The sequence below is a fragment of the Romboutsia lituseburensis DSM 797 genome (assembly GCF_900103615.1).
Classification (GTDB): domain Bacteria; phylum Bacillota; class Clostridia; order Peptostreptococcales; family Peptostreptococcaceae; genus Romboutsia_F; species Romboutsia_F lituseburensis.
This window is the reverse complement of sequence record NZ_FNGW01000001.1, coordinates 76,239-101,824: the sequence shown is the minus strand read 5'-3', so window position 1 is coordinate 101,824 and position 25,586 is coordinate 76,239. Positions and strand designations below refer to the sequence as shown.

At 28.8% G+C, this 25,586-nt stretch carries 24 protein-coding genes; 23 read left to right on the top strand and 1 reads right to left on the bottom strand.

Going from position 1 to position 25,586, the window contains the following annotated elements:
- The first annotated feature begins 278 nt into the window (after nucleotides 1-278).
- The gene (yiaY, locus tag BLP75_RS00450) at nucleotides 279-1,427 is read left to right on the top strand and encodes an L-threonine dehydrogenase (protein WP_092721794.1); all 1,149 of its coding nucleotides are present in this window, start codon (nucleotides 279-281) and stop codon (nucleotides 1,425-1,427) included.
- Nucleotides 1,428-1,819: 392 nt separating this feature from the next.
- Nucleotides 1,820-3,802 carry an MBL fold metallo-hydrolase gene (locus BLP75_RS00445; protein WP_092721792.1) on the top strand — a complete coding sequence of 661 codons (1,983 nt, stop codon included), beginning with the start codon at nucleotides 1,820-1,822 and terminating at the stop codon, nucleotides 3,800-3,802.
- A gap of 68 nt (nucleotides 3,803-3,870) precedes the next feature.
- Here BLP75_RS00445 and BLP75_RS00440 read toward each other — a convergent pair whose 3' ends face one another.
- Nucleotides 3,871-4,602 carry a glycerophosphodiester phosphodiesterase gene (locus BLP75_RS00440; protein ID WP_092721790.1) on the bottom strand — a complete coding sequence of 244 codons (732 nt, stop codon included), beginning with the start codon at nucleotides 4,600-4,602 and terminating at the stop codon, nucleotides 3,871-3,873.
- A gap of 455 nt (nucleotides 4,603-5,057) precedes the next feature.
- Between BLP75_RS00440 and BLP75_RS00435 the strand changes: the two genes are divergently transcribed.
- From BLP75_RS00435 to BLP75_RS00335, 21 genes are all read left to right on the top strand, one after another.
- Nucleotides 5,058-7,061, top strand: a complete 2,004-nt coding sequence (locus tag BLP75_RS00435; RefSeq protein WP_092721788.1) for a sensor histidine kinase — start codon at nucleotides 5,058-5,060, stop codon at nucleotides 7,059-7,061.
- Nucleotides 7,062-7,324: 263 nt separating this feature from the next.
- A complete protein-coding gene (locus tag BLP75_RS00430) occupies nucleotides 7,325-8,455 on the top strand; it encodes a 1-propanol dehydrogenase PduQ (RefSeq protein ID WP_092721786.1) in 1,131 nt (376 codons plus the stop codon).
- A 236-nt stretch (nucleotides 8,456-8,691) separates the two neighbouring features.
- Entirely contained in the window at nucleotides 8,692-9,042 is a 351-nt protein-coding gene (locus BLP75_RS00425; protein WP_092721784.1) for a BMC domain-containing protein, read from the top strand.
- Between the two features lie 2 nt (nucleotides 9,043-9,044).
- Nucleotides 9,045-9,482: a EutP/PduV family microcompartment system protein gene (locus BLP75_RS00420; protein WP_092721782.1), complete on the top strand. Its 438-nt coding sequence runs from the start codon at nucleotides 9,045-9,047 to the stop codon at nucleotides 9,480-9,482.
- An 18-nt stretch (nucleotides 9,483-9,500) separates the two neighbouring features.
- The gene (locus BLP75_RS00415) at nucleotides 9,501-10,076 is read left to right on the top strand and encodes an ANTAR domain-containing response regulator (RefSeq protein WP_092721780.1); all 576 of its coding nucleotides are present in this window, start codon (nucleotides 9,501-9,503) and stop codon (nucleotides 10,074-10,076) included.
- Nucleotides 10,066-11,451, top strand: a complete 1,386-nt coding sequence (locus BLP75_RS00410; protein ID WP_242872370.1) for a sensor histidine kinase — start codon at nucleotides 10,066-10,068, stop codon at nucleotides 11,449-11,451. Before BLP75_RS00415 ends, BLP75_RS00410 begins: the two co-directional genes overlap by 11 nt.
- A 172-nt stretch (nucleotides 11,452-11,623) precedes the next feature.
- Nucleotides 11,624-13,057 (top strand): ethanolamine ammonia-lyase reactivating factor EutA, encoded by a 1,434-nt coding sequence (gene eutA / locus BLP75_RS00405; protein ID WP_092721778.1) that lies wholly within the window; start codon nucleotides 11,624-11,626, stop codon nucleotides 13,055-13,057.
- Between the two features lie 17 nt (nucleotides 13,058-13,074).
- Nucleotides 13,075-14,439, top strand: a complete 1,365-nt coding sequence (locus tag BLP75_RS00400) for an ethanolamine ammonia-lyase subunit EutB (protein ID WP_092721776.1) — start codon at nucleotides 13,075-13,077, stop codon at nucleotides 14,437-14,439.
- A gap of 12 nt (nucleotides 14,440-14,451) precedes the next feature.
- Entirely contained in the window at nucleotides 14,452-15,333 is an 882-nt protein-coding gene (gene eutC / locus BLP75_RS00395) for an ethanolamine ammonia-lyase subunit EutC (protein WP_092721774.1), read from the top strand.
- Between the two features lie 21 nt (nucleotides 15,334-15,354).
- Entirely contained in the window at nucleotides 15,355-16,008 is a 654-nt protein-coding gene (eutL, locus tag BLP75_RS00390; protein ID WP_092721772.1) for an ethanolamine utilization microcompartment protein EutL, read from the top strand.
- Between the two features lie 5 nt (nucleotides 16,009-16,013).
- A complete protein-coding gene (locus BLP75_RS18470) occupies nucleotides 16,014-16,664 on the top strand; it encodes a BMC domain-containing protein (protein WP_092721770.1) in 651 nt (216 codons plus the stop codon).
- Between the two features lie 2 nt (nucleotides 16,665-16,666).
- Nucleotides 16,667-18,136 (top strand): acetaldehyde dehydrogenase (acetylating), encoded by a 1,470-nt coding sequence (locus tag BLP75_RS00380; protein WP_092721768.1) that lies wholly within the window; start codon nucleotides 16,667-16,669, stop codon nucleotides 18,134-18,136.
- Between the two features lie 72 nt (nucleotides 18,137-18,208).
- Nucleotides 18,209-18,496, top strand: a complete 288-nt coding sequence (gene eutM, locus BLP75_RS00375) for an ethanolamine utilization microcompartment protein EutM (protein ID WP_026901054.1) — start codon at nucleotides 18,209-18,211, stop codon at nucleotides 18,494-18,496.
- Nucleotides 18,497-18,665: 169 nt separating this feature from the next.
- Nucleotides 18,666-19,427 (top strand): cobalamin adenosyltransferase, encoded by a 762-nt coding sequence (locus BLP75_RS00370; RefSeq protein ID WP_092721766.1) that lies wholly within the window; start codon nucleotides 18,666-18,668, stop codon nucleotides 19,425-19,427.
- A gap of 12 nt (nucleotides 19,428-19,439) precedes the next feature.
- Nucleotides 19,440-20,066, top strand: coding sequence for an ethanolamine utilization phosphate acetyltransferase EutD (gene eutD / locus BLP75_RS00365; protein WP_092721764.1), 627 nt, complete (start codon nucleotides 19,440-19,442; stop codon nucleotides 20,064-20,066).
- 32 nt (nucleotides 20,067-20,098) lie between these two features.
- Nucleotides 20,099-20,797 carry a TIGR02536 family ethanolamine utilization protein gene (locus BLP75_RS00360; RefSeq protein ID WP_092721762.1) on the top strand — a complete coding sequence of 233 codons (699 nt, stop codon included), beginning with the start codon at nucleotides 20,099-20,101 and terminating at the stop codon, nucleotides 20,795-20,797.
- A gap of 12 nt (nucleotides 20,798-20,809) precedes the next feature.
- Nucleotides 20,810-21,082, top strand: a complete 273-nt coding sequence (locus tag BLP75_RS00355; RefSeq protein ID WP_092721760.1) for a EutN/CcmL family microcompartment protein — start codon at nucleotides 20,810-20,812, stop codon at nucleotides 21,080-21,082.
- Complete coding sequence (locus tag BLP75_RS00350) at nucleotides 21,075-21,623, top strand: BMC domain-containing protein (protein WP_092721758.1); 549 nt, start codon at nucleotides 21,075-21,077, stop codon at nucleotides 21,621-21,623. The genes BLP75_RS00355 and BLP75_RS00350 overlap by 8 nt, the downstream gene beginning before the upstream one ends.
- 12 nt (nucleotides 21,624-21,635) lie before the next feature.
- On the top strand, nucleotides 21,636-22,727 hold the full coding sequence (gene eutH / locus BLP75_RS00345; protein ID WP_092721756.1) for an ethanolamine utilization protein EutH: 1,092 nt from the start codon (nucleotides 21,636-21,638) through the stop codon (nucleotides 22,725-22,727).
- A 1-nt stretch (nucleotide 22,728) separates the two neighbouring features.
- Nucleotides 22,729-23,202 carry a cupin domain-containing protein gene (locus tag BLP75_RS00340; protein WP_092721754.1) on the top strand — a complete coding sequence of 158 codons (474 nt, stop codon included), beginning with the start codon at nucleotides 22,729-22,731 and terminating at the stop codon, nucleotides 23,200-23,202.
- 163 nt (nucleotides 23,203-23,365) lie between these two features.
- Nucleotides 23,366-25,558 (top strand): hypothetical protein, encoded by a 2,193-nt coding sequence (locus tag BLP75_RS00335; protein WP_092721752.1) that lies wholly within the window; start codon nucleotides 23,366-23,368, stop codon nucleotides 25,556-25,558.
- Nucleotides 25,559-25,586 lie beyond the last annotated feature (28 nt).

The window sequence follows — 25,586 nt, the reverse complement described above, 5'->3', positions numbered from 1 at the left end:
CATTAATTTTTAGTTTTAAATTAAAAACAAAAACTATCTATAAATTAATTTAATATTTATAAATTAAATATTTAAAAAATAAAATAAAATGAAAAATAAGGAAAATATTTACATAAAAATTTTAGAAAACGTTGACATAGATTTAAAAACTTGTTAATATAAATACAATCTAATTTAAATTTAAATAAAATTTTAATTAAAATTACATATTTAACGATTAATAAATTAATATTTAATTTATTAATAAAATTAAAATGACTCTAGGGGAGGACAACAATATGGCTTACAGATTTTATATGCCACAATTAAGTTTAATGGGGCAAGGATGTTTAAAAGAAATGGGTGAAGAAATAAGTGCTAGGGGATTTAAAAAAGCACTTATAGTAACAGATAAAATACTATGCGATATTAAGTTAGTAGATAAGCTGACAAAAGTATTAGAAAATAATAGTATCGAATACGTTATATATAATGAAACTAAACCAAACCCAACTGTAAAAAATGTACATGATGGATTAGAACTATTAAAAGAATCTCAATGTGATTTTGTAATATCATTTGGAGGCGGCTCTCCGCATGACTGTGCAAAAGGTATAGCTATATTAGCTACTAATGGTGGAGATATAAAAGACTATGAAGGAGTTAATAAATCTAAATTACCTCAATTACCTTTAATATGTGTAAACACTACAGCAGGAACTGCAAGTGAAATGACAATATTCTGTATAATAACAGATGAAGACAGACATGTTAAGATGGCTTTAGTTGACAAAAATATGACTCCAATATGTGCAGTAAATGATCCAGAATTAATGACAGCAATGCCAAAAGGATTAACTGCAGCTACAGGAATGGATGCATTAACACATGCAGTAGAAGCATATGTATCAACTGCAGCTACACCAGTAACTGATGCTTGTGCTATGAAAGCAATACAACTAATATCAGTTAACTTAAAAAATGCAGTTGATAATGGAAATGATATAACTGCTCGTGACAACATGGCTTATGCTGAATACTTAGCTGGTATGGCATTTAACAATGCATCACTTGGATATGTTCATGCCATAGCTCATCAATTAGGAGGATTTTATGATTTGCCTCATGGAGTATGTAATGCAGTATTACTTCCAAGAGTTCAACAGTTCAATTCTAAAGTATGTGCAGCTAGATTAAAAGATGTTGCAATGTTTATGGGAGTTGATGTAGCTAATTTAAATGATGAACAAGGAGCTCAAGCTGCAATAGACGCTATAATGGAATTATCTAAATCTATAAATATACCATCAGGTCTTAAAGAACTTGGAGTTAAAGAATCTGATTTTGATATATTAGCAGAAAATGCATTAAAAGATGCTTGTGGATTAACAAATCCAATAAAAGCAACTCATGATGAAGTAAAAGATATACTTAAAGCTTCTATGTAGTTTAAGTATTATAGATAGATAAAAGCCTAAAGATGAAAATCTTTAGGCTTTTTTGTGTGCAAATAAGTTATGATTATTTTTTATTGTAAATAAATATACTAGTATTAGATATGTAAATTTACAATAGTTTATATCAAGACACTTTTTATAAAAGGAATCCTAATGTAAATTGTAGAATTAATAATAAAATAAAGACTTTAGGAAGAATAAAATTTAATAAATTTCAAAATATAATCTATAGTTTAAAAATTACATCAAAGTGTAGAAAGGTTTACTGAAAATATAAACTATGTTAATATTTTAATTACATCTTTCTCTTGGTATAAATTTACAATTAACTCTAACCAATATGATATACTATGCCAACATTATAATGTAATGGGGTGAAAAATATGTATAAAAAACTTTTAGGAATAGTTTTTACAGGGATAATAGTAATGTCTAGTACATTTTATAGTGATGCATTTTTTAATATCTTTTCTGATAAAATACATTTTTTAAATACAAAAGGATATGGAGATGCTACTATAATTCAATCGAATGGAAAATTTGCTTTAATAGACTGTGGAGAAGATATAGAAGAAAATGCCACAGAAATAGCTGATTATTTAAAAAAATTAGGAACAAATAAAGTAGATTATTTCATAATGTCACACGCACATTCAGATCATATAGGATCTTTTTTTGAACTATCTAAATTAATAAAGATAGACAGATTTGTAGGAATGGATTTAGGTATAGAAACAGACACTGATTTAGACGATAAAGAAAATCATCCATTTTATGATAAAAATAAAGAAGAATGGAAAGTTCCATTAGTAGAAGTTGAAGATAGTGATTATGATCATGATGGTATAGTTGAAACAGACTGGAAAACAGACTACTATTATCAGCAACTTTTAATTGGTCTAAAAAATCAAGGCATAAGTAAAGGAGATAAAGATAAATTTATAGTGCCTGAAGAAAGTGATAAAATAAGGCTAGGAGATTATATTTTACAATTTAACAATACCTTCAAAGATTTAGATGAGATTCCCTCAGCTAATAGAGATTTCAATGGTACATCTACTTGGATAACTTTAACTAAAGGAAATTCTAAAATAGCACTTACAGGAGATATAAATAAAGAAGAGGGAGATAAAGTAGTAAATAATTATCCTGAAACAAATGATGTAGATTTATATAAAATAGCACATCATTCTTTAAATAATACTAGTGAAAATATGGTAGAAAAATTAAAACCAAGCAAATCTGTTGCTATGGGTATGGATAAAGTAACCGAAACTACTAAATTGCTTTATAAAAATGGAAGTGATGTGTATTATACAACAGAAAATGGTCCAATAAGTTTAACTGTAGAAAATAATAAAGTAACATTAGATAAAGATTATAAAACTGTAGATATAGTACTAGATAAAGAGTGGGTACAAATACACGATGAATGGTACTATTATGAAAATAATGAAAAAATTGCTGATTGTTGGAAACAGTTAGGGGGATATTGGTATTATTTTAAATCAAATGGAGCCTGTGCATTAGATGAATTTTATGAAGTAGAAGGAAAAATGTACAGATTTGATAAAAGAGGAAAAATGTTAAGCAATACTCTATATGAGGATTCTGATGGAAATAACTATTGGTTTAATATAAGTGGAAGGATGGCCAATAGTGAGTGGATAAATATTGATGAAAATTGGTATATGTTTAATAAACAAGGTATTATGTTAAAAAATACATGGTATAAAGATGATAATGGCAGTACATATTGGTTAGAGAAAGATGGCAAAATGTCAAGTGATAAATGGGAAAAAATAGGTAATATATGGTACAGATTTTATAAATCAGGAAATATGATTAAGCAAAATTGGTATCAAGATTCATCTAAAAATTGGTATTGGTTAGATGAAAATGGAAAAATGGCAAGTAATAAATTTGAAGAAATAAATGATAGAATTTATAGATTTACCAAGTCAGGGGTTATGTTAAGTAATAATTGGTATCAAAATGAAGAAGGAATATGGTATTGGCTAACATCAGGTGGAAGAATGGCAAGTAATGAATGGATAAAAATAAATAATATATGGTATAGATTTAATGAAGATGGATTTATGCTAAATAATAAATGGTATAGAGAAAACAACATATGGTATTGGTTAACTTCAAGTGGTAAAATGGCAAGTAATGAATGGGTACTAGTTAACGGTGATTGGTATAGATTTAGCGAAGGCGGAGTTATGTTAAGTAATACTTGGTTTAATGATTCAAATGGACACAAATATTATTTAACAGATAGCGGTGCTATGGCAAAAAATACTATGTACATAATATCAGGTAAAAAGTATTACTTTAATACAAGTGGAGCCTGTATAAATTAAAAAATAAGCTAATCTATAAATATAGATTAGCTTATTTTTTTATACTAGGATTTTAGGATACTTAGATTTTAAATATTTAAAATTTCTCTCATTAAATCCGGATAATCAGAAAACACTCCATCAACTTTACATTCAATCATACTTCTCATAAGAATAGGATCATTAACTGTATACACAAAAACTTTTAAGTTACTTTTATGAGCTAAATCTACAATATACTTATCAACTAATTGATGATTTAAATTTATACTATAAACGCCTAAGTTTTTTGCATGTTCAACAACATTAATAAACCCTTTAAAGTCATCTTTAGTATGATAAAGAGCACCGTATTTAATATTTGAATTCAAATTTTTAAATATATTAATACATTTGTGATTAAAGCTGGATATTAACACATTATCTTCTAAATTATATTTCTCTATTAAATCAAGGACATCTCGTTCTAAATCGTAGTGAATTAAGTCAGTTTTAGCTTCAATATTTAAGTAAATATTATTTTGTTTAATTAGGGATAAAACTTCTTCAAGTTCAGGTATTTTGCATAAATCATTATTTACAAATTCAAACTTTCTACATTTGAAACTTTTAAGCTCATCATATGTATAATCTTTGACTAAACCACGTCCTTTGAATGTTCTTTCAATATCTTCATCATGAATTACAACCAAATTATTATCTTTAGATTTATGAACATCAAGTTCTATAGATTTTATACCTAAATCAATAGCTTTTTTAAAAGAAAGCATTGTATTTTCAGGATAATCACCACTAGCACCTCTATGAGCAAATATTTTCATATATTATTCATCTCCTTATTTACTTTTACAAAAACATTATAGCATTTTATAACTGATATATAAAATAATGGATATTCGTGATATAATATTATAAATATAAATGTATTTAAGTAAGTTAAAGTCAATATAAAATTTATAGAAATTTGCCATCATAGGGGCCAATGGTATAAATGCTATAATTATAAATAAGGTAATAACATATAACATCTAGATTATTAAAAAATACATACAGTATAATAAGAAATACTTAGAGTCCGTATAATCTAGATATAGAAGATAACTTAAATATGTCTTTAAATATTGTTATTTAAAGGCATATATTTTTTTAATGCATTTAATTAAATACATAAATAATTATATTTGAAATGAAAATGATATAATATTAAAATGAAAAAATGGGGAAAGTTTATTCTAAAATAAACTTAAGTAAATAATCAAAATTAGGAGAATGACAGATGAGTGATTTAAATATGAGTAATAAAGAAAAAATCTCGTCCACAAACCAAATAGCAATAAATGTAATATTTTTAATAAGCTTTATTATTGGGGTAAGCTATTTGGTTTTATTATTTGGAATGTTAAGTTCAAATAAAATAAATACAGCTGACATAATAGCATTTATTAAGATTTTTGAGTTAATATTAGTATTATTAGCTATATCAAGTTGTATACTTTGCTATGAAAGTACAAATAAGGAAGAACTATTTATTTTATCTCTTTTTTATATTATATTCTTCATAGATGTATTACTTGGGAATGTAGATAACATGAGTCTAGATGCATCTACAATAAATATAAGTAATTATCTTATTGTAGAAAATTCTATTTTTAGATTAATAATATTAACATTTAGTTTGTCATCATTTAAAAAGTTAAAAAAAATAATAATGAAAAATAGAATAAAATCAATTTTAATAACAATCGCTATAGCTACAAGTTTTGGGCTTTTAAAGCATCATGATATATTATTTACAACATTCAATGATGTAGCAGGATTTGTTAGTTATAATATATTTTTAACTATATTTTATGGAGCTATTTCAGTTGTATATTTGAAAAAAAGCTTAGATAGAAGTGAGTATATATATTCGGTTATAAGTGCAAGTATATTCTTTTTTATGTTAAAAGCCATATACGCAGTAGTAGGAGCTACAAAAGCTTTAGCTAACGTAAAATTATTATCTATATCTATTACATATATAGGATTTATTATCTTATTAGGAGGAATAATTTGTGAACTCTTATTAAGCATAAGAAAAAATAAAGAACTTGAAAATGAGCTTACGGTGTTTAAAAAAATAGCTGATGAAAGCAGATATAGTTGTATACTTATATACGATGAGTATAAAAATTTAAAATATATAAATAGTGTAGCTAAACAATATTATAGAATAAAAGAAGATATTGAATGTGAAGATATAAATAAAAAATTAATTTATGAAAATCAAGGAATTAGCAAAGAAAAAGAAAAAGAAATAAAAGATCATTTCTTACAAATTGGATATTGGAAAGGTAAAATCGATATAGAAGAAACTGGTGTTACAATAAGTTGTAGTGTACAAAAAATATATATGGGTGATATGAAAAATGTTGTAGTTATTTTTAATGATATAACAGATAAAATTAGAACAAAACGATCCTTGATAGAATATGAGAAAATGAAAAATCAAGAACAGGTAAGGAATGAATTTTTTGCTAATATATCTCATGAGCTAAGAACCCCTCTTAATATTTTTTATTCAACTATACAGTTATTGGATTTAAAAAATAAAACAAATCCAGAGAAATTTAATGAAATATACTCTAGTCATAAACAGTGTCTAAAAACTAATTGTCAGCGTATGTTAAGGCTTATAAATAATATAGTAGATATAACGAAAATTGATGTAGGATTTATAAAACCTAAATTTGTAAATAGTGATATTGTAAGTTTAGTAGAAAATATAACGTTGTCTGTAGTTAATTATGCACAGCATAAAAAAATAAATATTGTGTTTGACACAGAAATTGAAGAACAAATTATAAAATGTGATGAAGATATGATGGAAAGAGCAATGCTTAATCTTTTATCAAATGCAATAAAGTTTACAAAGCCAAATGGAAATGTATTAGTAAATATGTACAAAGATGAAAAATGGGTGCATATAATAGTTAAAGATGATGGAATGGGAATACCTCTAGAAATGCAAGGAACTATCTTTGAAAGATTTGTTCAAAATGATAAGTCATTAACTCGATTAAATGAAGGGAGCGGAATAGGACTTAGTATAGTTCAGTCAGCTGTCAAATTAAATGAAGGTGAAATTTATTTAGATAGTGATGGAAAAAACGGTACAGAATTTGAAATACTGCTTCCAAATAAAAAACTAGAAGGTGAACACTTAGACGATAGAATATACAAAGTTGATGTATCTAACATAGAATTAGAGCTTTCTGACATATATGAACTGTATATTTAAAAGTATATGATGGAAAATAATATTGACTTTATATAAATCAAATAGTATATTAAAATTAATAACACAAAGGCGTGTTAACAGAGCAATGAAGCTCCATAGATTATCTATGGAGCTTTTTTGTTTTTTTAAGTATTAATTAAAGATGAAACATGTTACTCAAGGAAAAATAATTTTTAGTACTTATAAATACTGAAGAAAACGTATTTCTTGGGAAATAGTAAATTTAATTTATATTAGAATATAAAATAAAAGGAGAGATTAAATTGCATAGTTTTGAAATTAAGACAAAAATAAAATTTGGAGAAGGCTCTTTAAAGGCATTACAAGAAATACAAAATAAAAAAATATTAATAATAACAGATCCATTTATGGTTGAGTCAAAAGCAATAGATAAGATATTAGTAAATTTGAAAGAAGGATCATATGAAGTATTTAGTGATATAGTTCCAGACCCACCAATAGAAACAGTAGTAAGTGGAATAGAGGTTTTTAAAGAAGTAAATCCAGATGTGCTTATAGCATTAGGTGGAGGGTCTGCGATAGATGCTTCAAAAGCTATAATGGATTTTTCTAAAAAAATATTAAAAACAAATGATATAGAGTTTATAGCAATTCCTACCACTAGTGGGACAGGATCAGAAGTAACATCATTTTCAGTAATAACTGATAAGCAAAAAGGAACAAAGTACCCTTTAGTAAGTGATGATCTTTTACCTAACGTAGCAATACTTGATCCGGAACTAGTAAAAACAGTGCCAAACTTTATAACAGCGGATACGGGAATGGATGTATTAACACATGCTATTGAGGCTTATGTGTCAACTGAAGCTAACGACTTTTCTGACGCTTTAGCAGAAAAAGCTATAAAACTTGTTTTTAAATATTTATCAAGAGCTTATAAAGATGGAAATGATATAGAAGCAAGAGAGAAAATGCACAATGCATCTTGTTTAGCAGGAATGGCATTTAATCAAACATCACTAGGGATAAATCACTCAATAGCACACGTACTAGGTGGGAAGTTCCATGTGCCTCATGGAAGAACAAACTCAATATTATTACCTCATGTAATAGAATACAATGCAGATATAGTAGGTTATACAAATACAAAATATTCAATGGCTGCTAACAAGTATGCACAAATATCTATGTTATTAGGTTTAAATACATCTAATGTCAGAATGGGTGTCAAGAATCTAGTAAATGAAATAAAGAAACTTCAAAGGGAAATGAATATGGTAACTAACTTAAGCCAATGTAAAGTTAACATATATGATTTAAGTAGTGTAGAAAATGAAATAGCAATACTTGCTATAAATGATGGATGTACAAAAACAAATCCAAGAGTTCCTACAGAAAAAGATATAATAGATATATTAAATAAAATAAAGTAATAATTAAACGAAAGTTGTAAAAACCTAGCAAATAAGCGTGTCGAAAAAAATAAAGGAAAATGTTTTTATAAATTATCAAATAAATATTGACAAAAATATGGCAACTGATTATAATAAAAGTATCACAAAGGCGTGATAGTTTGATAAAAAGCAACGAAGCTTCTTAAAGATATATTCTGTATGTGTCTTTTAGAAGCTTTTATTTATTTAAATGACAAAAGAAAGCAGGAATTAAATTGGTAGAAGAAACTAAACAAAGAGTTATCCAAGAATATGTTCCAGGTAAACAAGTTACTCTTGCACATATAATAGCTAATCCAAATCAAGATATTTATAAGAAATTAGGACTAGTTATTGAGAAAAAAGATGCAATAGGAATACTAACAATAACGCCAAGTGAAGCATCAATAATAGCAGCAGATGTTGCAACAAAATCATCAGATGTGTCATTAGGCTTTATAGACAGATTCAGTGGATCAGTAGTAATAAGCGGTGATGTAAGTTCAGTAGAATCAGCATTAAATGAAGTTTTACAAGTTTTAGGAGATATGCTAAACTTCTCATCTGCGAAAATAACGAGGACATAGTGATGAAAAATATAATATTTATGGGAAAGACAGGCAGTGGAAAAACAACACTATGCCAAAAACTAGACCAATTAGAAATAAAATATAAAAAAACACAATCAGTGGAGTTATACAATAATGCAATAGATACCCCTGGTGAATATATGGAAAACAGAGGATTATACAACGCATTAATAACTACATCAGTAGATGCAAAAGTTATAGCAATCGTATATGATCCAACTCAAGAAGAAAATTATATAGCACCGGGATTTGCAGGTATGTTTTGCAAAGATGTTATAGGAATAATAACAAAAATAAATAAAGCAACCGAAGAGCAAATAAATCTAGCTTATGATAGACTAGAATTAGCAGGTGCAAGTCAAATATTTAAAATAGATACGGTAGATGATATTGGTCTTACGTCATTATTTGACTACCTGGCAAACATTAACCTTTAGTTAGTGAGGTAAAGACATATGGGGAGAAAAATACTATTAGTTGATGACGAACCTCTTATAAGAATGGATATTAGAGATATTCTAGAGGACCGTGGATATGAAGTAATAGGTGAAGCTTGCGATGGATTTGAAGCTGTTGAAATGTGTAAAAAGCATAATCCAGATTTAGTAATTATGGATATAGATATGCCAATACTAGATGGAATAAAAGCTGGAAAAATAATGGCTAAAGAAAACTTAGCAGGTGGAGTACTTTTATTAACTTCATTTGAAGATAAAGAACACATTGAAAAAGCTAAAAGTATAGGCGCTTTTGGATATTTAGTTAAGCCAGCTAGTGAAAAATCACTTATACCAACAATTGAAATGTGTTTAAGTAAAGTCAAAGAATTTGAACAAATGAAAAAAGACTTAGAAAAAATGAATTCTAAGTTAGCAGAAAGAAAAATAGTAGAAAGAGCTAAAGGCATACTTATAAGAGAATTTAAGATTAGTGAAGATGAGGCTTACACAAGAATAAGAAAACTTAGCATGGACAAGAGAACAACAATGCTTGAAATTGCTAAGATGATTATAATTGGATATGATGAATAACATAATAAAATCACTCTGCAAAGAAAATACAATACTAAATGAAAATGAAATAGATAAGATCCTAGAAGTTTCAAAATCTCTAGATTTAATGGCAAACTTCTATGATAGCGATGTTTTCATTGATGTGTTGAGTAAAGATGTAGAGGAAGCAATAGTAGTTTGTCACAGTAAGCCGAAAAATAAATCTCTTTATGCTGAAAACGTTGTAGGAAAAAAAGCTCTAAATGAAAATGAACCAGGAGTTATAAAGACCTTAAATACAGGAATAACAACTAGGGATATAAAGGCTCTAACACAAGAATATAAAGTAGTAAAACAAACTATTCAACCTGTAACACTAGATGAAAAAGTTATAGCAGTATTAATCGTAGAGAAAGATATAAGTAGTGAGTTGAAAGATGGATTTGATAAAAAGAAAAACTCACATGAATTTATAAATCTAATAAAGAATAACAATTTTTTAACAGATAATTTAAATGCGGCAATACTTATATTTGATAAAAATGGAAAACTTAAAATCAAAAACAAAAATGCAGTAAAAATGTATGAAAAGCTTGGATTTTTATGTGATATACAAGACATACATTATAATGATATATATATAGAACCTAAAAAATTTGAAGATATATTACTAGATGAAAATTATGATGAAACCAATGAAGTTTGTATTGATGATTTATATTTCAAAATAAAAACAATACACATCAAAGATGATGAGTATAAAGTTGTTAAAATAATTGAAGATATAAGTGATTTAAAACAAAAAGAAGCTGAATTAGTTTTAAAATCAGTTTCAGTAAGGGAAGCTCACCATAGAGTTAAAAATAATCTTCATACAGTAATATCAATAATAAGAAAGCAAAGTAGACTATCAAACAATGAAGAAGTAAAACATTGTTTAGATAATATAACAAATAGAGTTTTTGCAATACTTTCAACACATCATCTATTGTCTAAAGAAGAAGATAATAATATTTCTATATTAGAAGCTATGAATTTACTAGTAAGCAATATCCAAGGAGGCTATTGTGATAATAAAGATATAAACATTTGTATAACAGGCGAAGATTTTAAGATAGGTGGAGAGAAAGCAACGGCAATACTATTAGTTATAAACGAGATAATTCAAAATTGTTATGATCATGCTTTTGAAGGAAAAGAAAGTGGTAATATACGAATTTTGATTAACAAAGAAAATAACTATAAAAACATTGCAATAATAGATGATGGAGTAGGATTTTCAACTAATGATATAGATAGAAAAAGTCTAGGAACTTTTATAATAGACAGTTATATTACACAAGTTTTGAAAGGAACTTTAGAAAGAGAATCAAACGAAAAGGGTACTAAGATATTACTTAAGATACCTGTTTAAAAATTAATACTAATAATAACAAGGCTACGAAGTAGTAGTTTTAATTGAGCAAAGAGGCTTAAGGTTATTAATGAAGTAAGTAGTAAAAATCTATTGATTTTTAGCTTATATTTATTATAGCTTTGAGCCTCTTTGTTTGTTTAAAACATACTTTTAACTTGGAGGTGAAAAAATGCGAGAAGAGTTATTAAGTGTTGGTATTGATATTGGTACAAGTACTACTCAGTTAATATTTTCAAAACTAATAGTTGAAAATACGGCATCGAGTTTTTCAGTACCTAGAATCAGTATAGTAGACAAAGAAATTATTTACAAAAGTCAAGTATACTTTACACCTCTTATTTCAAATAATGAGATAAATGGTCAAGAAATAAAAAATATAGTAGATAAGGAATACAAACTAGCAAATATAGCTAAAGAAGATATACACACAGGAGCAGTTATAATAACTGGTGAAACAGCTAGAAAAGAAAATGCAAATGATGTGCTTCATACTTTAAGTGGATTTGCGGGTGATTTTGTTGTAGCAACGGCAGGTCCAGACTTAGAAAGTATAATTTCTGGAAAAGGAGCTGGAGCTCATATCTACTCAAAAGAACATTCTACAACTGTTGTAAATATAGATGTAGGTGGAGGAACTAGTAACTTAGCATCATTTAAAAGAGGAGAAGTAATTGACACTGGGTGCCTTGATATAGGTGGAAGGCTTATAAAAGTAGATAAGATAAGCAAAAAAATAACTTATATATCACCTAAGATAGAAAAAATTATTAATGAAAATAATATTAATCTCCGAGTAGGAACAACAGCAACAATTGAAAATACAAAACCAATAATAGATATAATGGTAGATTTAATAGCAGAAAGTATTGGATTAAAGCCACAAACACCTTTGTTTGACTTTATAATGACTAATAAATCTATAAAATTAAATGAAAAGATTGAAAACGTATCTTTTTCTGGTGGAGTAGCTGATTATATTTACTATGATGGAGAAATAAAAGATTATTTTGAATATGGAGATTTAGGTATCTTACTTGGTCAAGCAATAAGAAATAGCAAATACCTTAAAGATATAAATTTAGTAAAATCTCTAGAAACTATAAGAGCTACAGTAGTAGGAGCGGGTTCTCATACTACAGAAGTAAGTGGAAGTACAATAACTTACACACATGAGGCTTTTCCAATTAAAAATTTACCTGTTTTAAAGCTGTCACCAGAAGAAGAAAATGGTAATGAAGCACAGATAAAAGAAGCAATAAAAAGTAAACTTAATTGGTTTAAGTTAGAAAATGATCTTCAAAAAGTTGCAATAGCCATAACAGGCAAGAAAAATCCAACTTTTTTAGATATACAAGAATATGCAAATGGATTTGTAAATGGAATGAAAGAAATCATAGACAATAATTTGCCATTTATAGTAATTGTTGAAAACGATATGGCAAAAGTACTAGGACAAGCCATTTATGCAATTTTAAATTATGAAAAAGATATCGTTTGTATAGACAGTATCAAGGTTGAAAATGGAGATTATATCGACATTGGTAAACCAATAGTAGAAGGTAAAGTATTACCTGTGGTAATAAAAACATTAGTTTTTAATTAATAGAGGGAGGTAAGCAAATGATTTTAAAGACAAAATTATTTGGACGTACTTATCAGTTCAATGGCTTATATGATGTAATGGCTAAAGCTAATGAAGAAAAATCAGGAGATAGATTAGCAGGCCTTGCAGCAGAATCAGCAGAAGAAAGAGTTGCAGCAAAAGTTGTTTTATCACACATAAAGTTAGAGGATATAAGAAACAATCCTGCAGTACCTTACGAGGAAGATGAAGTAACTAGAATAATACAAGATGCTGTAAATGAAAAAGTTTATGAAGAAATAAAAGACTGGACAGTATCTGAATTTAGAGAATGGCTATTAGATAGTAATACTACTAGTGCCCATATAAAAAGAATATCAAGAGGTTTAACTTCTGAAATGATAGCAGCTGTTGCTAAATTAATGTCAAATATGGACTTAGTTTATGCAGCTAAAAAGATAAAAGTTACAGCTCATTGTAACACAACAATAGGTGAAGAAGGAACTTTATCTGCTAGACTTCAACCAAACCATCCAACTGATGATCCAGATGGAATACTTGCATCACTTCTTGAAGGTTTAACTTTCGGTATAGGAGATGCAGTGCTAGGACTTAACCCAGTTGATGACTCAGTTGAGAGTGTTACAAAAGTACTTAAAAGATTTGATGAAGTTAAAAACAAATATCAAATACCAACTCAAACTTGTGTATTAGCACATGTTACTACACAAATGGAAGCAATAAGAAATGGAGCTCCTGCAGATTTAATATTCCAATCTATAGCAGGGTCTGAAAAAGGAAATGAAGCATTTGGATTTAATGGTGACACAATAGAAGAAGCTAGACAATTAGCACTTAAACATGGTACAGCTACAGGACCTAATGTAATGTACTTTGAAACTGGGCAAGGTTCAGAACTTTCTTCAGAAGCCCATCATGGAATAGACCAGGTAACTATGGAAGCTAGATGTTACGGATTTGCTAAAAAATTCGAGCCATTCTTAGTTAACACAGTTGTTGGGTTTATAGGACCTGAATATTTATACGATGCAAAACAAGTAGTAAGGGCAGGTCTTGAAGACCACTTCATGGGTAAATTAAGTGGATTACCAATGGGAGTTGACGTTTGTTACACTAATCACATGAAGGCAGACCAAAACGACATGGAAAACTTAGCTATATTATTAACAACAGCAGGATGTACATACTTTATGGGAATACCTCATGGAGATGACGTAATGCTTAACTACCAAACAACAGGATACCATGAAACAGCGGCACTTAGAGAAATGTTTGGATTAACAGCAATAAAAGAATTTGATGCTTGGACTGAAAAAATGGGATTCACTAAAGATGGTAAGTTAACTGAAATAGCTGGAGATGCATCAATATTATTAGGATAGGAGGTCTTTAATATGAATGAAAAGGATTTAAAAGCATTAGTAGAACAGTTAGTAGGACAAATGGTTGGAGATATAGATTCAAACGTTATAGCTGAAACTGTTAAAAAGGTAAGTAATACTGTAGTAGATAATGATGCTTGTATAGATGATATAACAGAAGTGGATATAAAGAAACAATTATTAGTAGATAATCCTAAAGATGCAGAAAGCTACTTAGATATGAAAGCTAAGACTCCTGCAAGAATAGGGATAGGGAGATGTGGTGCTAGATATAAAACAGAAACAGTTTTAAGATTTAGAGCAGACCACGCTGCTGCACAAGATGCTGTATTCTCATATGTAAATGAAGATTTCGTAAAAGAAAACAACATGTTTGCAGTAGAAACTTTATGTAATGATAAAGATGAGTACTTAACAAGACCAGACCTTGGTAGAAAGTTCTCGCCTGAAACTATAAAAGTTTTAAAAGATAAAGTAGGAACTAATCAAAAAGTACTAATCATGGTAGGAGATGGATTAAGCTCAGCTGCAATAGAAGCAAACTTAAAAGATTGTGTACCAGCTATAAAACAGGGATTAAAAATGTATGGTATACAATGCGGTGAATTAGTATTTGTTAAGCACTGTAGAGTTGGTGCTATGGACCACTTAGGTGAAGAATTAGGTTGTGAAGTTATATGTATGTTAGTTGGAGAAAGACCAGGTCTAGTTACTGCTGAATCAATGTCAGCATACATTGCATACAAGCCATATATAGGAATGGCAGAAGCTAAAAGAACAGTTATATCAAACATCCATAAGGGAGGAACAACTGCAGTTGAAGCAGGTGCTCATATAGCTGAACTTATAAAAACAATGTTAGATAAAAAAGCTTCAGGAATAGACCTAAAATAATAACCTAAAGGAGTATAAACTATGAAAAATGATGTAATTCGTCCTAATATACTAGGAATAAAAATAATATCAAATGTAAGCCCAGAAATGGCTAAAAAGTTAGAACTTGAGCCACATCACAAAAGTTTAGGATTAATAACAGCAGATTGTGATGATGTAACATACACTGCACTTGATGAAGCTACTAAAGCTTCAGAAGTAGAGGTAGTTTATGCAAAATCAATGTATGCAGGAGCTGCAAATGCATCAACTAAGCTTGCAGGTGAAGTATTAGGTATAATAGCAGGACCAAGCCCTGCTGAAGTAAGAAGTGGATTAAATGCAGTAGTTGATTTTATGGAATATGGATCAACATTTATAAGTGCTAATGATGATGACTCAATAGCATATTATGCTCATTGTGTATCAAGAACAGGAACTTATCTTTCTAAAGTAGCAGGAATAAGAGAAGGAGAGGCATTAGCTTATTTAGTAGCACCACCACTTGAAGCTATGTATGGTCTAGATGCAGCTATGAAGGCAGCAGATGTATCAATGTGTGAATTATTTGCACCTCCAACTGAAACAAACTTTGGTGGAGCATTACTTACAGGTTCTCAATCAGCTTGTAAAGCAGCATGTGATGCTTTTGCAGAAGCAGTAAAATCAGTAGCAGATAACCCAACAGGATTCTAATATAGATGAATGCTTTAGGTTTAGTAGAAGTAATAGGATATGTTGCTGCTATAGAAGCTAGTGATGCTTGTTTAAAGTCTGCCAATGTAAGTTTAGTAAGTATTGATAAAGTAGGAAGTGGTATAGTCACTTTAACAATAAGTGGAGATGTAGGAGCAGTTAAATCAGCAGTAGAGTCAGCTGAAATGGCTGTTAATAGAATTGGAACATTAAGATCAACTCATGTAATACCAAGAATTAATAAAGAAGTTGCAGATGTTTTATTCAAAAAAGAAAATAAAAAAGAAACTAAAGAAGAAGTTAACATAAATAGTGAAGTACAAGAAGCTGTATCAACAGAAATTTCTCCTTTAGAAGAAGAACAAATAACAATAAATGAAGATTCTAGTATAAAAGTAAATAATGAAATATTAGAAGATAAAATATTAGAAAATGAAAATAATACTGACAGTTTAAATCAAAATGAATTAGATCAAGCAGTAGAAAATGAAAATAGTGCTGATTCTAATAAAGAAGATTTATCAAAGAAAAGTATAAAAGAATTAAAAGCTTATATAAAGAAACTAGACAGCTCTGTAACTAATAAAGAGTTAAACTCTTTAAAAAAGGAAGAGTTAATAGATTTAATTTATAAGCTAAGTAGAGAGGATAGATAGATATGACACTTTTAGATAAAGATTTACTATCTATACAAGAAGTAAGAACTCTTGTAAAAAAAGCTAAAGTAGCTCAAGAAAAACTTAGCCAAATGAGCCAAGAACAAATAGATAAAATAGTAAAGGCTATAGCAGACAAGGCATTCGAAAATGCTGAAAAATTAGCTAAAATGGCTAATGAAGAAACTGGATTTGGAAAATGGCAAGATAAAATAGTTAAAAATACATTTGCATCTAAAATGGTTTATGAAACATTAAAAGATACAAAAACTGTTGGAATAATAGCTGAAAATAAAGAAGAGAAAACTATAGATATTGCAACTGGAGTGGGAGTTGTAGCAGGTTTAATACCTTCAACTAACCCAACATCAACAGTAATATACAAAACTATGATATCTTTAAAGGCAGGAAATTCAATAGTATTCTCGCCACATCCAAATGCTAAAAAATGTATACTTGAAACTGTAAAAATAATAAATGAAGCAGCTATAAGTGCAGGATGCCCAGAAGATGCTATATTATGTATACAAACACCAAGTATCCAAGGAACTAATGAATTAATGAAACATAAAGATACTAAATTAATATTAGCAACAGGTGGAGAAGCAATGGTTAGAGCTGCTTATTCATCAGGAACTCCAGCAATAGGAGTAGGACCAGGAAATGGACCTGCATTTATAGATAAAAGTGCTGATGTTAAGTTAGCAGTTAAAAGAATATTAGATTCTAAGACTTTTGACAATGGTGTTATATGTGCATCAGAACAATCAATAGTTGTTGAAAAGTTTATGGAAGATGTTGTAGTAAATGAACTTAAAAATCAAGGAGCTTACTTCTTAAATGAAGAAGAAAGCAACATGTTATCAAAGTTTATACTAAGAGCAAATGGTACTATGAACCCACAAATAGTTGGAAAAAGTGTAGAAACAATTGCAAACTTAGCTAATTTAAAAAATGTACCATCTACTGCAAAAGTACTAATAGCGAGAGAAACTAAAGTAGGACATGACGTAGCTTACTCTAGAGAAAAACTTGCTCCAATATTAGCATTTTATGTTGAAGAAAACGTAGATCAAGTATTAAATAGATGTAGAGCAGTATTATTAAATGAAGGTGCAGGACATACTTTCTCAATGCATGCAAATGACGAAGAGTTAGTAAAAAGATTTGCACTTAATATGCCGGTATCAAGAATACTAGTAAATACTCCGTCAGCACTTGGCGGAATAGGTGGTTCAACTAATCTTACACCAGCTTTAACATTAGGATGTGGAGCAATAGGTGGAAGTTCAACTTCAAACAACGTAGGACCGCTTGATTTAATAAATATTAAAAAAGTAGCTTATGGAGTTAAAGAAATTGAAGAACTTAAAGGAAATACTCCTAAAGTTGAAACTTCAGTATTTGAATCTATGAACAAAGAAGAGTTAATAAATTTATTAGTAAAAAAAATAGTTAAAGAATTAAATTAGTAAGTTTAATAAGTTAAGGACAGCAATTAATTAATAAAAAATAATAATATAAAAATTTTGGAGGTAATTGTTATGGCAAACGCAAACGCATTAGGGATGATAGAAACTAAAGGATTAGTAGGAGCAATAGAAGCAGCAGATGCAATGGTAAAAGCTGCAAACGTACAATTAGTAGGTAAAGAACAAGTTGGTGGAGGATTAGTTACTGTAATGGTAAGAGGAGATGTTGGAGCTGTTAAAGCTGCTACTGACGCTGGAGCTGCAGCTGCTGAAAGAGTTGGAGAATTAGTATCAGTTCATGTAATACCAAGACCACATTTTGAAGTAGATGCTATATTACCAAAAGTATCTGCTGAATAATATTCACGATGCTCATTTAGATAACGACCTAAAAAGACTCGTTGCTCAAATGAATAAATAAATTTTGATAAAAAAGGAGATGTCTCAAAAGCTGATTGTTTCATAATAATAAAGCAATTTATAACTATGAGACATCTCCTTTTATACATCTAGTAGGAGATGTGATAAAATGGGTGTTTTAACAGAGAGTGAAATAAGAAGAAGAATAGGAAAAAATAAAGACAAGTTAACAGAATTTTATATAGAAAAGGGCCAGATAATAACTCCTTCAGCAAAATCATATTTATTAGAAAAAAGTATTGAACTTAAATATGTTGATAGCATAAGTGAAGTGAGTAATGATCCGAAAGAAATTATAAAAGAAGTTATAAAAGAAAAATCATATAAATACACTACTGTATTTGGTGCTAAATTAGATGAAAAGCCAGAGCACATGACTCAATTAAATGGAAATTTATTAGTATTTAAGGATCATAAAAGAATAATTCTTAGAGGTAAAATAGATTCTTTAGAGTCTAAAATACTAGAAGGCCAAATACTTTCTCAAAAAAGTAATATGCCAAAACTAACAAAAGACTTACAAGAGGTATTAAATTTTGTAAGAAACATAATGAGATGTGAAGTATTAGAAGAAAAATTAGAAGAGTTCACTCTTTTAGGATTAACTCCTGATGAGCTAAGAGAGCAATCGCATTATCCTAAAAAGTACTTTGGTATAGGACATGAGTTTCCATCATATGAGATGGGAGAAGTAGTAATATGTATAAATAGTATAAGAAGTGCTACAAGAGAAGCTGAGCTTTGTGCATATGAAGCCTTTAAAGGAGAATATGGACAAGTTGAAAGAGAAGACTTAATAAAGGCACTTAATAGATTATCATCAGTGTTCTGGATTATGATTTATAAAATTAGAACAGGAAAATACAAGTAATTGGAGGACATTATGGAAAATCTATTAAATGAAATAGTACAAGAAGTTATAAGTAGAGTTAAAAAAGAAGCTTTTATAGAGGTTGAAGCATCTGGTAGACATGTTCACTTAAGCGAAGAAGATGTAGAAAAGCTATTTGGAAAAGGATATACATTAACAAAGCTAAGAGATTTATCTCAACCAGGGCAATATGCTTGCAAAGAGAGAGTTACAATAACAGGTCCAAAAGGTAGTATAAAAAATGTTATAGTACTAGGGCCTTGTAGAAAAGAAACTCAAGTTGAAGTGTCGCTAACAGATGGATCTTCTTTAGGTGTAAAAGCTCCTATAAAACAAAGTGGAGATTTAAAAAATACATTAGGTATAAAAATTTCTACAGAACATGGTGAAGTTTCATTAGAAAAAGGTCTTATGGTTGCTAAAAGACATATACACATAACACCTAGTGATGCAGCTAAATTTAATGTAAATGACAATGAAGTAGTTAAAGTTAAAGTATTTGGTCAAAGACCATTAATATTTGATGATGTAGTTGTTAGAGTTAATGAAAACTTTAACACATATATGCATATAGACTATGATGAAGCTAATGCATGTGGATTTAGCAAAGGAACTATGGCGAAAATTATAAAAGATTAAAATTAGTAAACTACCTCTAGGGAGGATAATATATGAATTATGATAATCTTGTGAATCTTATAGTAGAAGAGATTTACAAAAAAATAAATTCTACAGATAAATTAGAAATTACAAATAAGCCAAAAGCTGTTTTAATATATGAAAATAACCAAGAAAGATTTAATTTTCTAAAAGAAGATCTTGATATAGTGCCTTTTGAAAAAAGTGTGAGAGACTGTGAAGTTATTATAGTATCTAAGCTTTGTATGAGAGGGCTTTGTAATTTGGCTTTAGGAAATAGTGTAAGTGATGAAGAAAGATTTATACTTAAAATGCTTATGAAAGGCAAAAAAGTATATGTATTAGATGAAGGTATAGAATATAAAAGATACAAAGAAACTGCACCAAAAGCTCTATATAACAAATACTTATCTTATGAAGATGAGATCTTAAAATTTGGTGTAGAAGTAGTTAAAGACTTAAGTGCTATAACTTTAAAAGATAAAATAAACACTAATAAAATAGAAAACTTAGGATTAAACAGTTTGGATAAAAAAACTTCAAGTGAAGAAGTGAAAATAGATGATGAATTTAGTTTAGATTTAAGAACTAAAAAACTTATATCAGAAAGCGACTTAAGAAAGCCAATGGTAAATGGAATAAAAAATGTTATTGTTAGCAAAAAAAGCATATTAACTCCATTAGCTACTGACTTTATGAGAATACATCATTTAAAATTAAAAAGAATGTAGTGGTGAATTGTTATGGAAATAGGTAAAGTTGTAGGCAATGTGTGGGCAACTAGAAAAGATGAAAAATTATGTGGATTAAAGTTTTTAGTAGTAAAGCTTTTAAAAACTAAAGATACGTACAAAGAAGGTTTTTTAGTTGCAGCTGATAATGCAGGAGCTGGTAATGGAGACTTAGTTTTCATAACTAAAGGTTCATCAGCAAGAGCATCCATTGAAAAAAGAGATGTGCCAATAGATGCAACTATAGTTGGTATAGTTGATACATTAGAGTTTTTCGATGAATAAAAGTATAGGTGCTATAGAATTTAGAAGTATAGCAAAAGGTATAGAAGTATCGAATGAAATGCTTAAGAAGTCCTCAGTTGAAGTATTATATTTAAAAAGTATTTGTCCAGGTAAATTCTTAATAATAATAGCTGGGGAAACTTCTTATATAAATGAGTCCATAGATTATGGATTGACTAAAGGTAGTGGTTATATAGTTGATAGCTTTGTAATTAATGCAGTTAGTTTGGATATAATAAATGGACTAAAAAACAAATATAAAAAATTAGAAAGTATAACATCTATTGGAGTAGTGGAAACCAACAAAGTATGTTCAGGGCTTAGAGCACTTGACAAAACATTAAAATCTAGTGATGTATCTCTTGTTAAATTGCAACTCTCTTTTGCAATAGGAGGAAAGCTTGTATATATAGTAAGTGGAGATTTAAGTAGTTTGGAATATGGTATAGATGAAGGTACTAAAATCTTAGCAAAAAAAGATATAGTAAATACTTCAATAATACCATATGTTGATAATCAAATAATAAAAAATCTAATATAATGGAGGGGCATTATGAGTATAAATGAAATTATAATTTATGTAATGGTACTATTTATGGTACTTGGAGCTATAGATAAATCTATAGGCAATAAGTTTGGACTAGGAGAACAATTCGAAGAAGGTATAATGGCAATGGGTTCTCTAGCGGTTGCAATGGTAGGGGTTATATGTTTAGCACCAGTACTTGCAGACGTATTAAGACCTATAATAGTTCCTGTATTTGATATGTTAGGTGCAGACCCAGCAATGTTTGCAGGAAGTTTACTTGCTAATGATATGGGTGGAGCGCCACTTGCAATGGAACTTGCAAAAGATCCTCAAGCAGGATTATTTGGTGGATTAATAGTAGGTGCAATGATGGGACCTACTATAGTATTTATAATACCAGTAGCTCTTGGAATAATAGAAAAAGAAGATCAAAAGTTCTTAGCAACAGGAATACTTGCAGGTATAATAACGATACCTGTTGGAGCATTTGTTGGAGGATTAGTAGCAGGATTCCCACTTATGATGGTTGTTAAAAACTTAATACCTATAATAATATTTGCAATAGTTATAGCCCTTGGATTATTAAAGTTTGAAAACGCTATGATAAAAGGATTTACTTACTTTGGAAAAGGCGTAGTAATAGTTATAACATTAGGTCTTGCAGCAGCTATAGTAGAAGCATTAACTGGAATAGTTATAATACCAGGAATGGCTCCTATACATGATGGTATAGCAATAGTTGGAGATATAGCGATAGTTTTAGCTGGAGCGTTCCCACTAGTATTTGTTATAACTAAAGTATTTAATAAGCCTTTAATGGCTTTAGGTAAACTACTTGGAATGAATGATATATCAGCAGCAGGACTTGTTGCAAGTTTAGCTAACTGTATACCTATGTTTGGTATGATGAAAGATATGGATGATAGAGGAAAAATAATAAACGTAGCATTCTCTGTATCAGCAGCATTCGTATTTGGAGATCACTTAGGATTTACAGCAGGATTTAATTCAGAAATGATAACTCCAATGATAGTTGCTAAATTAGTTGGAGGAATAAGTGCAGTTATGTTAGCTATGGTTATAGCAAATAAAACACTAAAAAAGGAGCAAGCATAAAATGGATATAAAAAATATAGATAAAAGTTTACTTGAAACATTAGTAAGACAAATAATAGAAGAAAAAATAAATGGAGCTAAAGATAGCGTAGATTTTGTAAGAAATAAAGATATAAGTGGAATAACATCTATAAAATTACCAACTGTAAAGGTTGATGAATCAAATAGATTAGATACAGGAAACCCTAAAGATGTAGTATATACTAAAGACCTATTTACATTAGAAGAAAGCCCAAGATTAGGTTGTGGAATGATGGAAATGAAAGAAACAACATTTGATTGGACTTTAAACTATGATGAAATTGATTATGTAATAGAAGGAACATTAGATATAATAATAGATGGAAGAACAGTATCTGCTTCAGCTGGTGAACTAATACTTATACCAAAAGGAAGTAGTATACAATTCTCTGTTAAAGATTATGCTAGATTTATATATGTAACATATCCAGCAGATTGGGCATCTCAGGCTTAATTAAAAATGAATAATAACATATTAGAAAATAGTAGTCATTGCTGACTACTATTTTTTATTTTATATATAGTTTTTGTATCAAATTAGGTCGAAAATTAATACATTAATACTAGATATATTAATTAATAAATATATCTTATGAATTTGATGGTGGTGATAAATTATGTATAATGAATTTTGTGAAAATAATTGGAACAATGCAAATAGATGTAATCTTGAAAACAATGGATTATGTGTAAATGGCATAAGAGCAGTATTAAAAGCTATAGTAGATTGTGTGCACCATTCTAATATACCCGGATTTGGAATAAATATAGAGATAACATTAAATACAGGGTTAGTATATCGTATAGGCATTAACTCAGGGGTATTGGAGCAAATAAAAATATGTGATACTATTGCAGTATTTGGTGATTTAACTATATCTCTTTGTGATATATCTAAAATAAAAATTTTAACTAGTGAAACTAGTGATAGAGAATTTATAAATTGTTTAAATAGAAGAATTAATCAAATAATAAGACATCACTCTAATTGTGCTCATGATTATTTAGCAATAGATGCAGATGATGAATTCAAAAAAATAAAAGTTAGAAAAAAAATAAACTACAATAAAGATTGTGATTTTGATGAAACAGAAAGTACAAATAACAACTGTAATAACCATCATAATGGTAATTCTATGGGTAATAATGTTTGTATAGGTAATCAAAATAATAATTGTAGTTGCAACTGTAATAGACCTAATAATCAAGACACTCAAAGTAAATGCAAAAGAAATATGGAAAAAAACTTACAATGTAACAAAAATGATATAGAAAGTATAGGATATAATGGATCTTTAGAAGAATCTAGAGAAGTATCAACTATAGATTCCATAGAATTAGTAAACGTTGTAAAAGATGTTAATATAAGTAGTGAATCTACTAGTGTTATTGAAGATGTAAACTTACAAGAGACAACTTCTCCTGTAGTAGAATCTTTAAATTTAAATCAAAAATCTGTTGTAGAAGATGTATCTCTTAATACTGAAAATGTAGTTAAAAGTGTAACGCCTCAAAATACTCAGGTTTTATCAGATATACAAACGCAGTCTACTGAAGTAGTAACAAATATAGATATGAATACTACATCAGTAGTAAGCGGTATTAATTCAAATAAAATACCAGTAAGTGGTCCTATTACAACAAACAATACAGATGTCGTTGTAAATGTTACAACAACTCCTAAAACATTTGTAGAATCTACAAGTATAGATCCTGTAGAAGTTGTAGAAAATATAGAATTTAATGAATCAAGCTTTGTGAAAAATTTAGGTGATCCAACTACATCTAGAGTAGTTACAGGATATCAACCGAATACAGGCTCAGCATTAACTTCTCTAGGTAATCCAACTAAAACAAATGTTTTAGGTGGAATAACAGCTGTAAATTCAGTTGGAACAACAACATTTGTAGAGCCTGCTTTCAATCAAATTATAACTGGACAATTAAAAATAACAATAAAAAAAGGTCAATTACAAAAATGTCCTCCTATACCAACAGAAACTATTGAAATTCCTCTTGAATTTAGTAATGGTCAAAATGTATCGATAACAGGAACAAATAATATAGTGTCATTAAACTCTGCAGGAAACTTCTTAAGTATATCAGGAACTCCACAATTAGTAGGAGCAGTAACAGGATACAATAATACAGCTACAAATTCATTTATAACATCACTAGGCCAACCAAATACAGTGGCAGCGGTGACTGGATATAATAATGTAACAACTTCTAATGCAGTAGATTCAATAGAAATTCAAAAAACTACTGTTGCACAAGATGTTAATGATCATACAAATACATGTAATTGTGTAAAAAATGTTGAATCAGAAAATATACAAAGTATTAGAAATGTTTCTAACGTAGATGTTGTACAAAATGTATCTCCTGTAACTCAAGTAGTAAACCTTGTTAATAATATTGAAACTGGTGAAATAAATACTGTAGAAGAAAAATATTTTAATGATGTAGTTGAATATATAAATACTACAACTGCAGATATAACTGAAGTTAATAACGTAAGCAAAACTAATATTGAAGAAATAACAAATGTTGAGTATACAGATGCTTTAACATCAGTACAATTATCTAAAGATCGTACTGACGCATTAACTAATTCTGAAGTACAATTAACAAAAACAAATGTTGTAAGTAATATAAATACTATAAATATAGAAGTATTATCACCAACTGATGAACCGATAAATGGAAATGTAAAAGGAATTGGATGTGGAGTATTAGTAGTTGAAGAAAATAATGAAGATATATCTATTTACTCTACATGTGAAATAAATTCATTTACTAAAAGATAGATAGGAATATTTAAAATAAACAACTTAA

Bases quoted from the DNA above. Each gene is read 5' to 3' on its own strand.
- BLP75_RS18470 (WP_092721770.1), top strand. From the start codon at position 16,014: ATGAATGCTTTAGGTTTAGTAGAAGTAATAGGATATGTTGCTGCTATA.
- BLP75_RS00340 (WP_092721754.1), top strand. From the start codon at position 22,729: ATGGATATAAAAAATATAGATAAAAGTTTACTTGAAACATTAGTAAGA.
- BLP75_RS00360 (WP_092721762.1), top strand. From the start codon at position 20,099: ATGAATTATGATAATCTTGTGAATCTTATAGTAGAAGAGATTTACAAA.
- eutH (WP_092721756.1), top strand. From the start codon at position 21,636: ATGAGTATAAATGAAATTATAATTTATGTAATGGTACTATTTATGGTA.
- yiaY (WP_092721794.1), top strand. From the start codon at position 279: ATGGCTTACAGATTTTATATGCCACAATTAAGTTTAATGGGGCAAGGA.
- eutL (WP_092721772.1), top strand. From the start codon at position 15,355: ATGAAAAATGATGTAATTCGTCCTAATATACTAGGAATAAAAATAATA.
- BLP75_RS00440 (WP_092721790.1), bottom strand. From the start codon at position 4,602: ATGAAAATATTTGCTCATAGAGGTGCTAGTGGTGATTATCCTGAAAAT.
- BLP75_RS00370 (WP_092721766.1), top strand. From the start codon at position 18,666: ATGGGTGTTTTAACAGAGAGTGAAATAAGAAGAAGAATAGGAAAAAAT.
- BLP75_RS00420 (WP_092721782.1), top strand. From the start codon at position 9,045: ATGAAAAATATAATATTTATGGGAAAGACAGGCAGTGGAAAAACAACA.
- eutA (WP_092721778.1), top strand. From the start codon at position 11,624: ATGCGAGAAGAGTTATTAAGTGTTGGTATTGATATTGGTACAAGTACT.
- BLP75_RS00335 (WP_092721752.1), top strand. From the start codon at position 23,366: ATGTATAATGAATTTTGTGAAAATAATTGGAACAATGCAAATAGATGT.
- BLP75_RS00350 (WP_092721758.1), top strand. From the start codon at position 21,075: ATGAATAAAAGTATAGGTGCTATAGAATTTAGAAGTATAGCAAAAGGT.
- eutM (WP_026901054.1), top strand. From the start codon at position 18,209: ATGGCAAACGCAAACGCATTAGGGATGATAGAAACTAAAGGATTAGTA.
- BLP75_RS00445 (WP_092721792.1), top strand. From the start codon at position 1,820: ATGTATAAAAAACTTTTAGGAATAGTTTTTACAGGGATAATAGTAATG.
- eutC (WP_092721774.1), top strand. From the start codon at position 14,452: ATGAATGAAAAGGATTTAAAAGCATTAGTAGAACAGTTAGTAGGACAA.
- BLP75_RS00410 (WP_242872370.1), top strand. From the start codon at position 10,066: ATGATGAATAACATAATAAAATCACTCTGCAAAGAAAATACAATACTA.
- BLP75_RS00400 (WP_092721776.1), top strand. From the start codon at position 13,075: ATGATTTTAAAGACAAAATTATTTGGACGTACTTATCAGTTCAATGGC.
- BLP75_RS00355 (WP_092721760.1), top strand. From the start codon at position 20,810: ATGGAAATAGGTAAAGTTGTAGGCAATGTGTGGGCAACTAGAAAAGAT.
- BLP75_RS00415 (WP_092721780.1), top strand. From the start codon at position 9,501: ATGGGGAGAAAAATACTATTAGTTGATGACGAACCTCTTATAAGAATG.
- eutD (WP_092721764.1), top strand. From the start codon at position 19,440: ATGGAAAATCTATTAAATGAAATAGTACAAGAAGTTATAAGTAGAGTT.
- BLP75_RS00380 (WP_092721768.1), top strand. From the start codon at position 16,667: ATGACACTTTTAGATAAAGATTTACTATCTATACAAGAAGTAAGAACT.
- BLP75_RS00435 (WP_092721788.1), top strand. From the start codon at position 5,058: ATGAGTGATTTAAATATGAGTAATAAAGAAAAAATCTCGTCCACAAAC.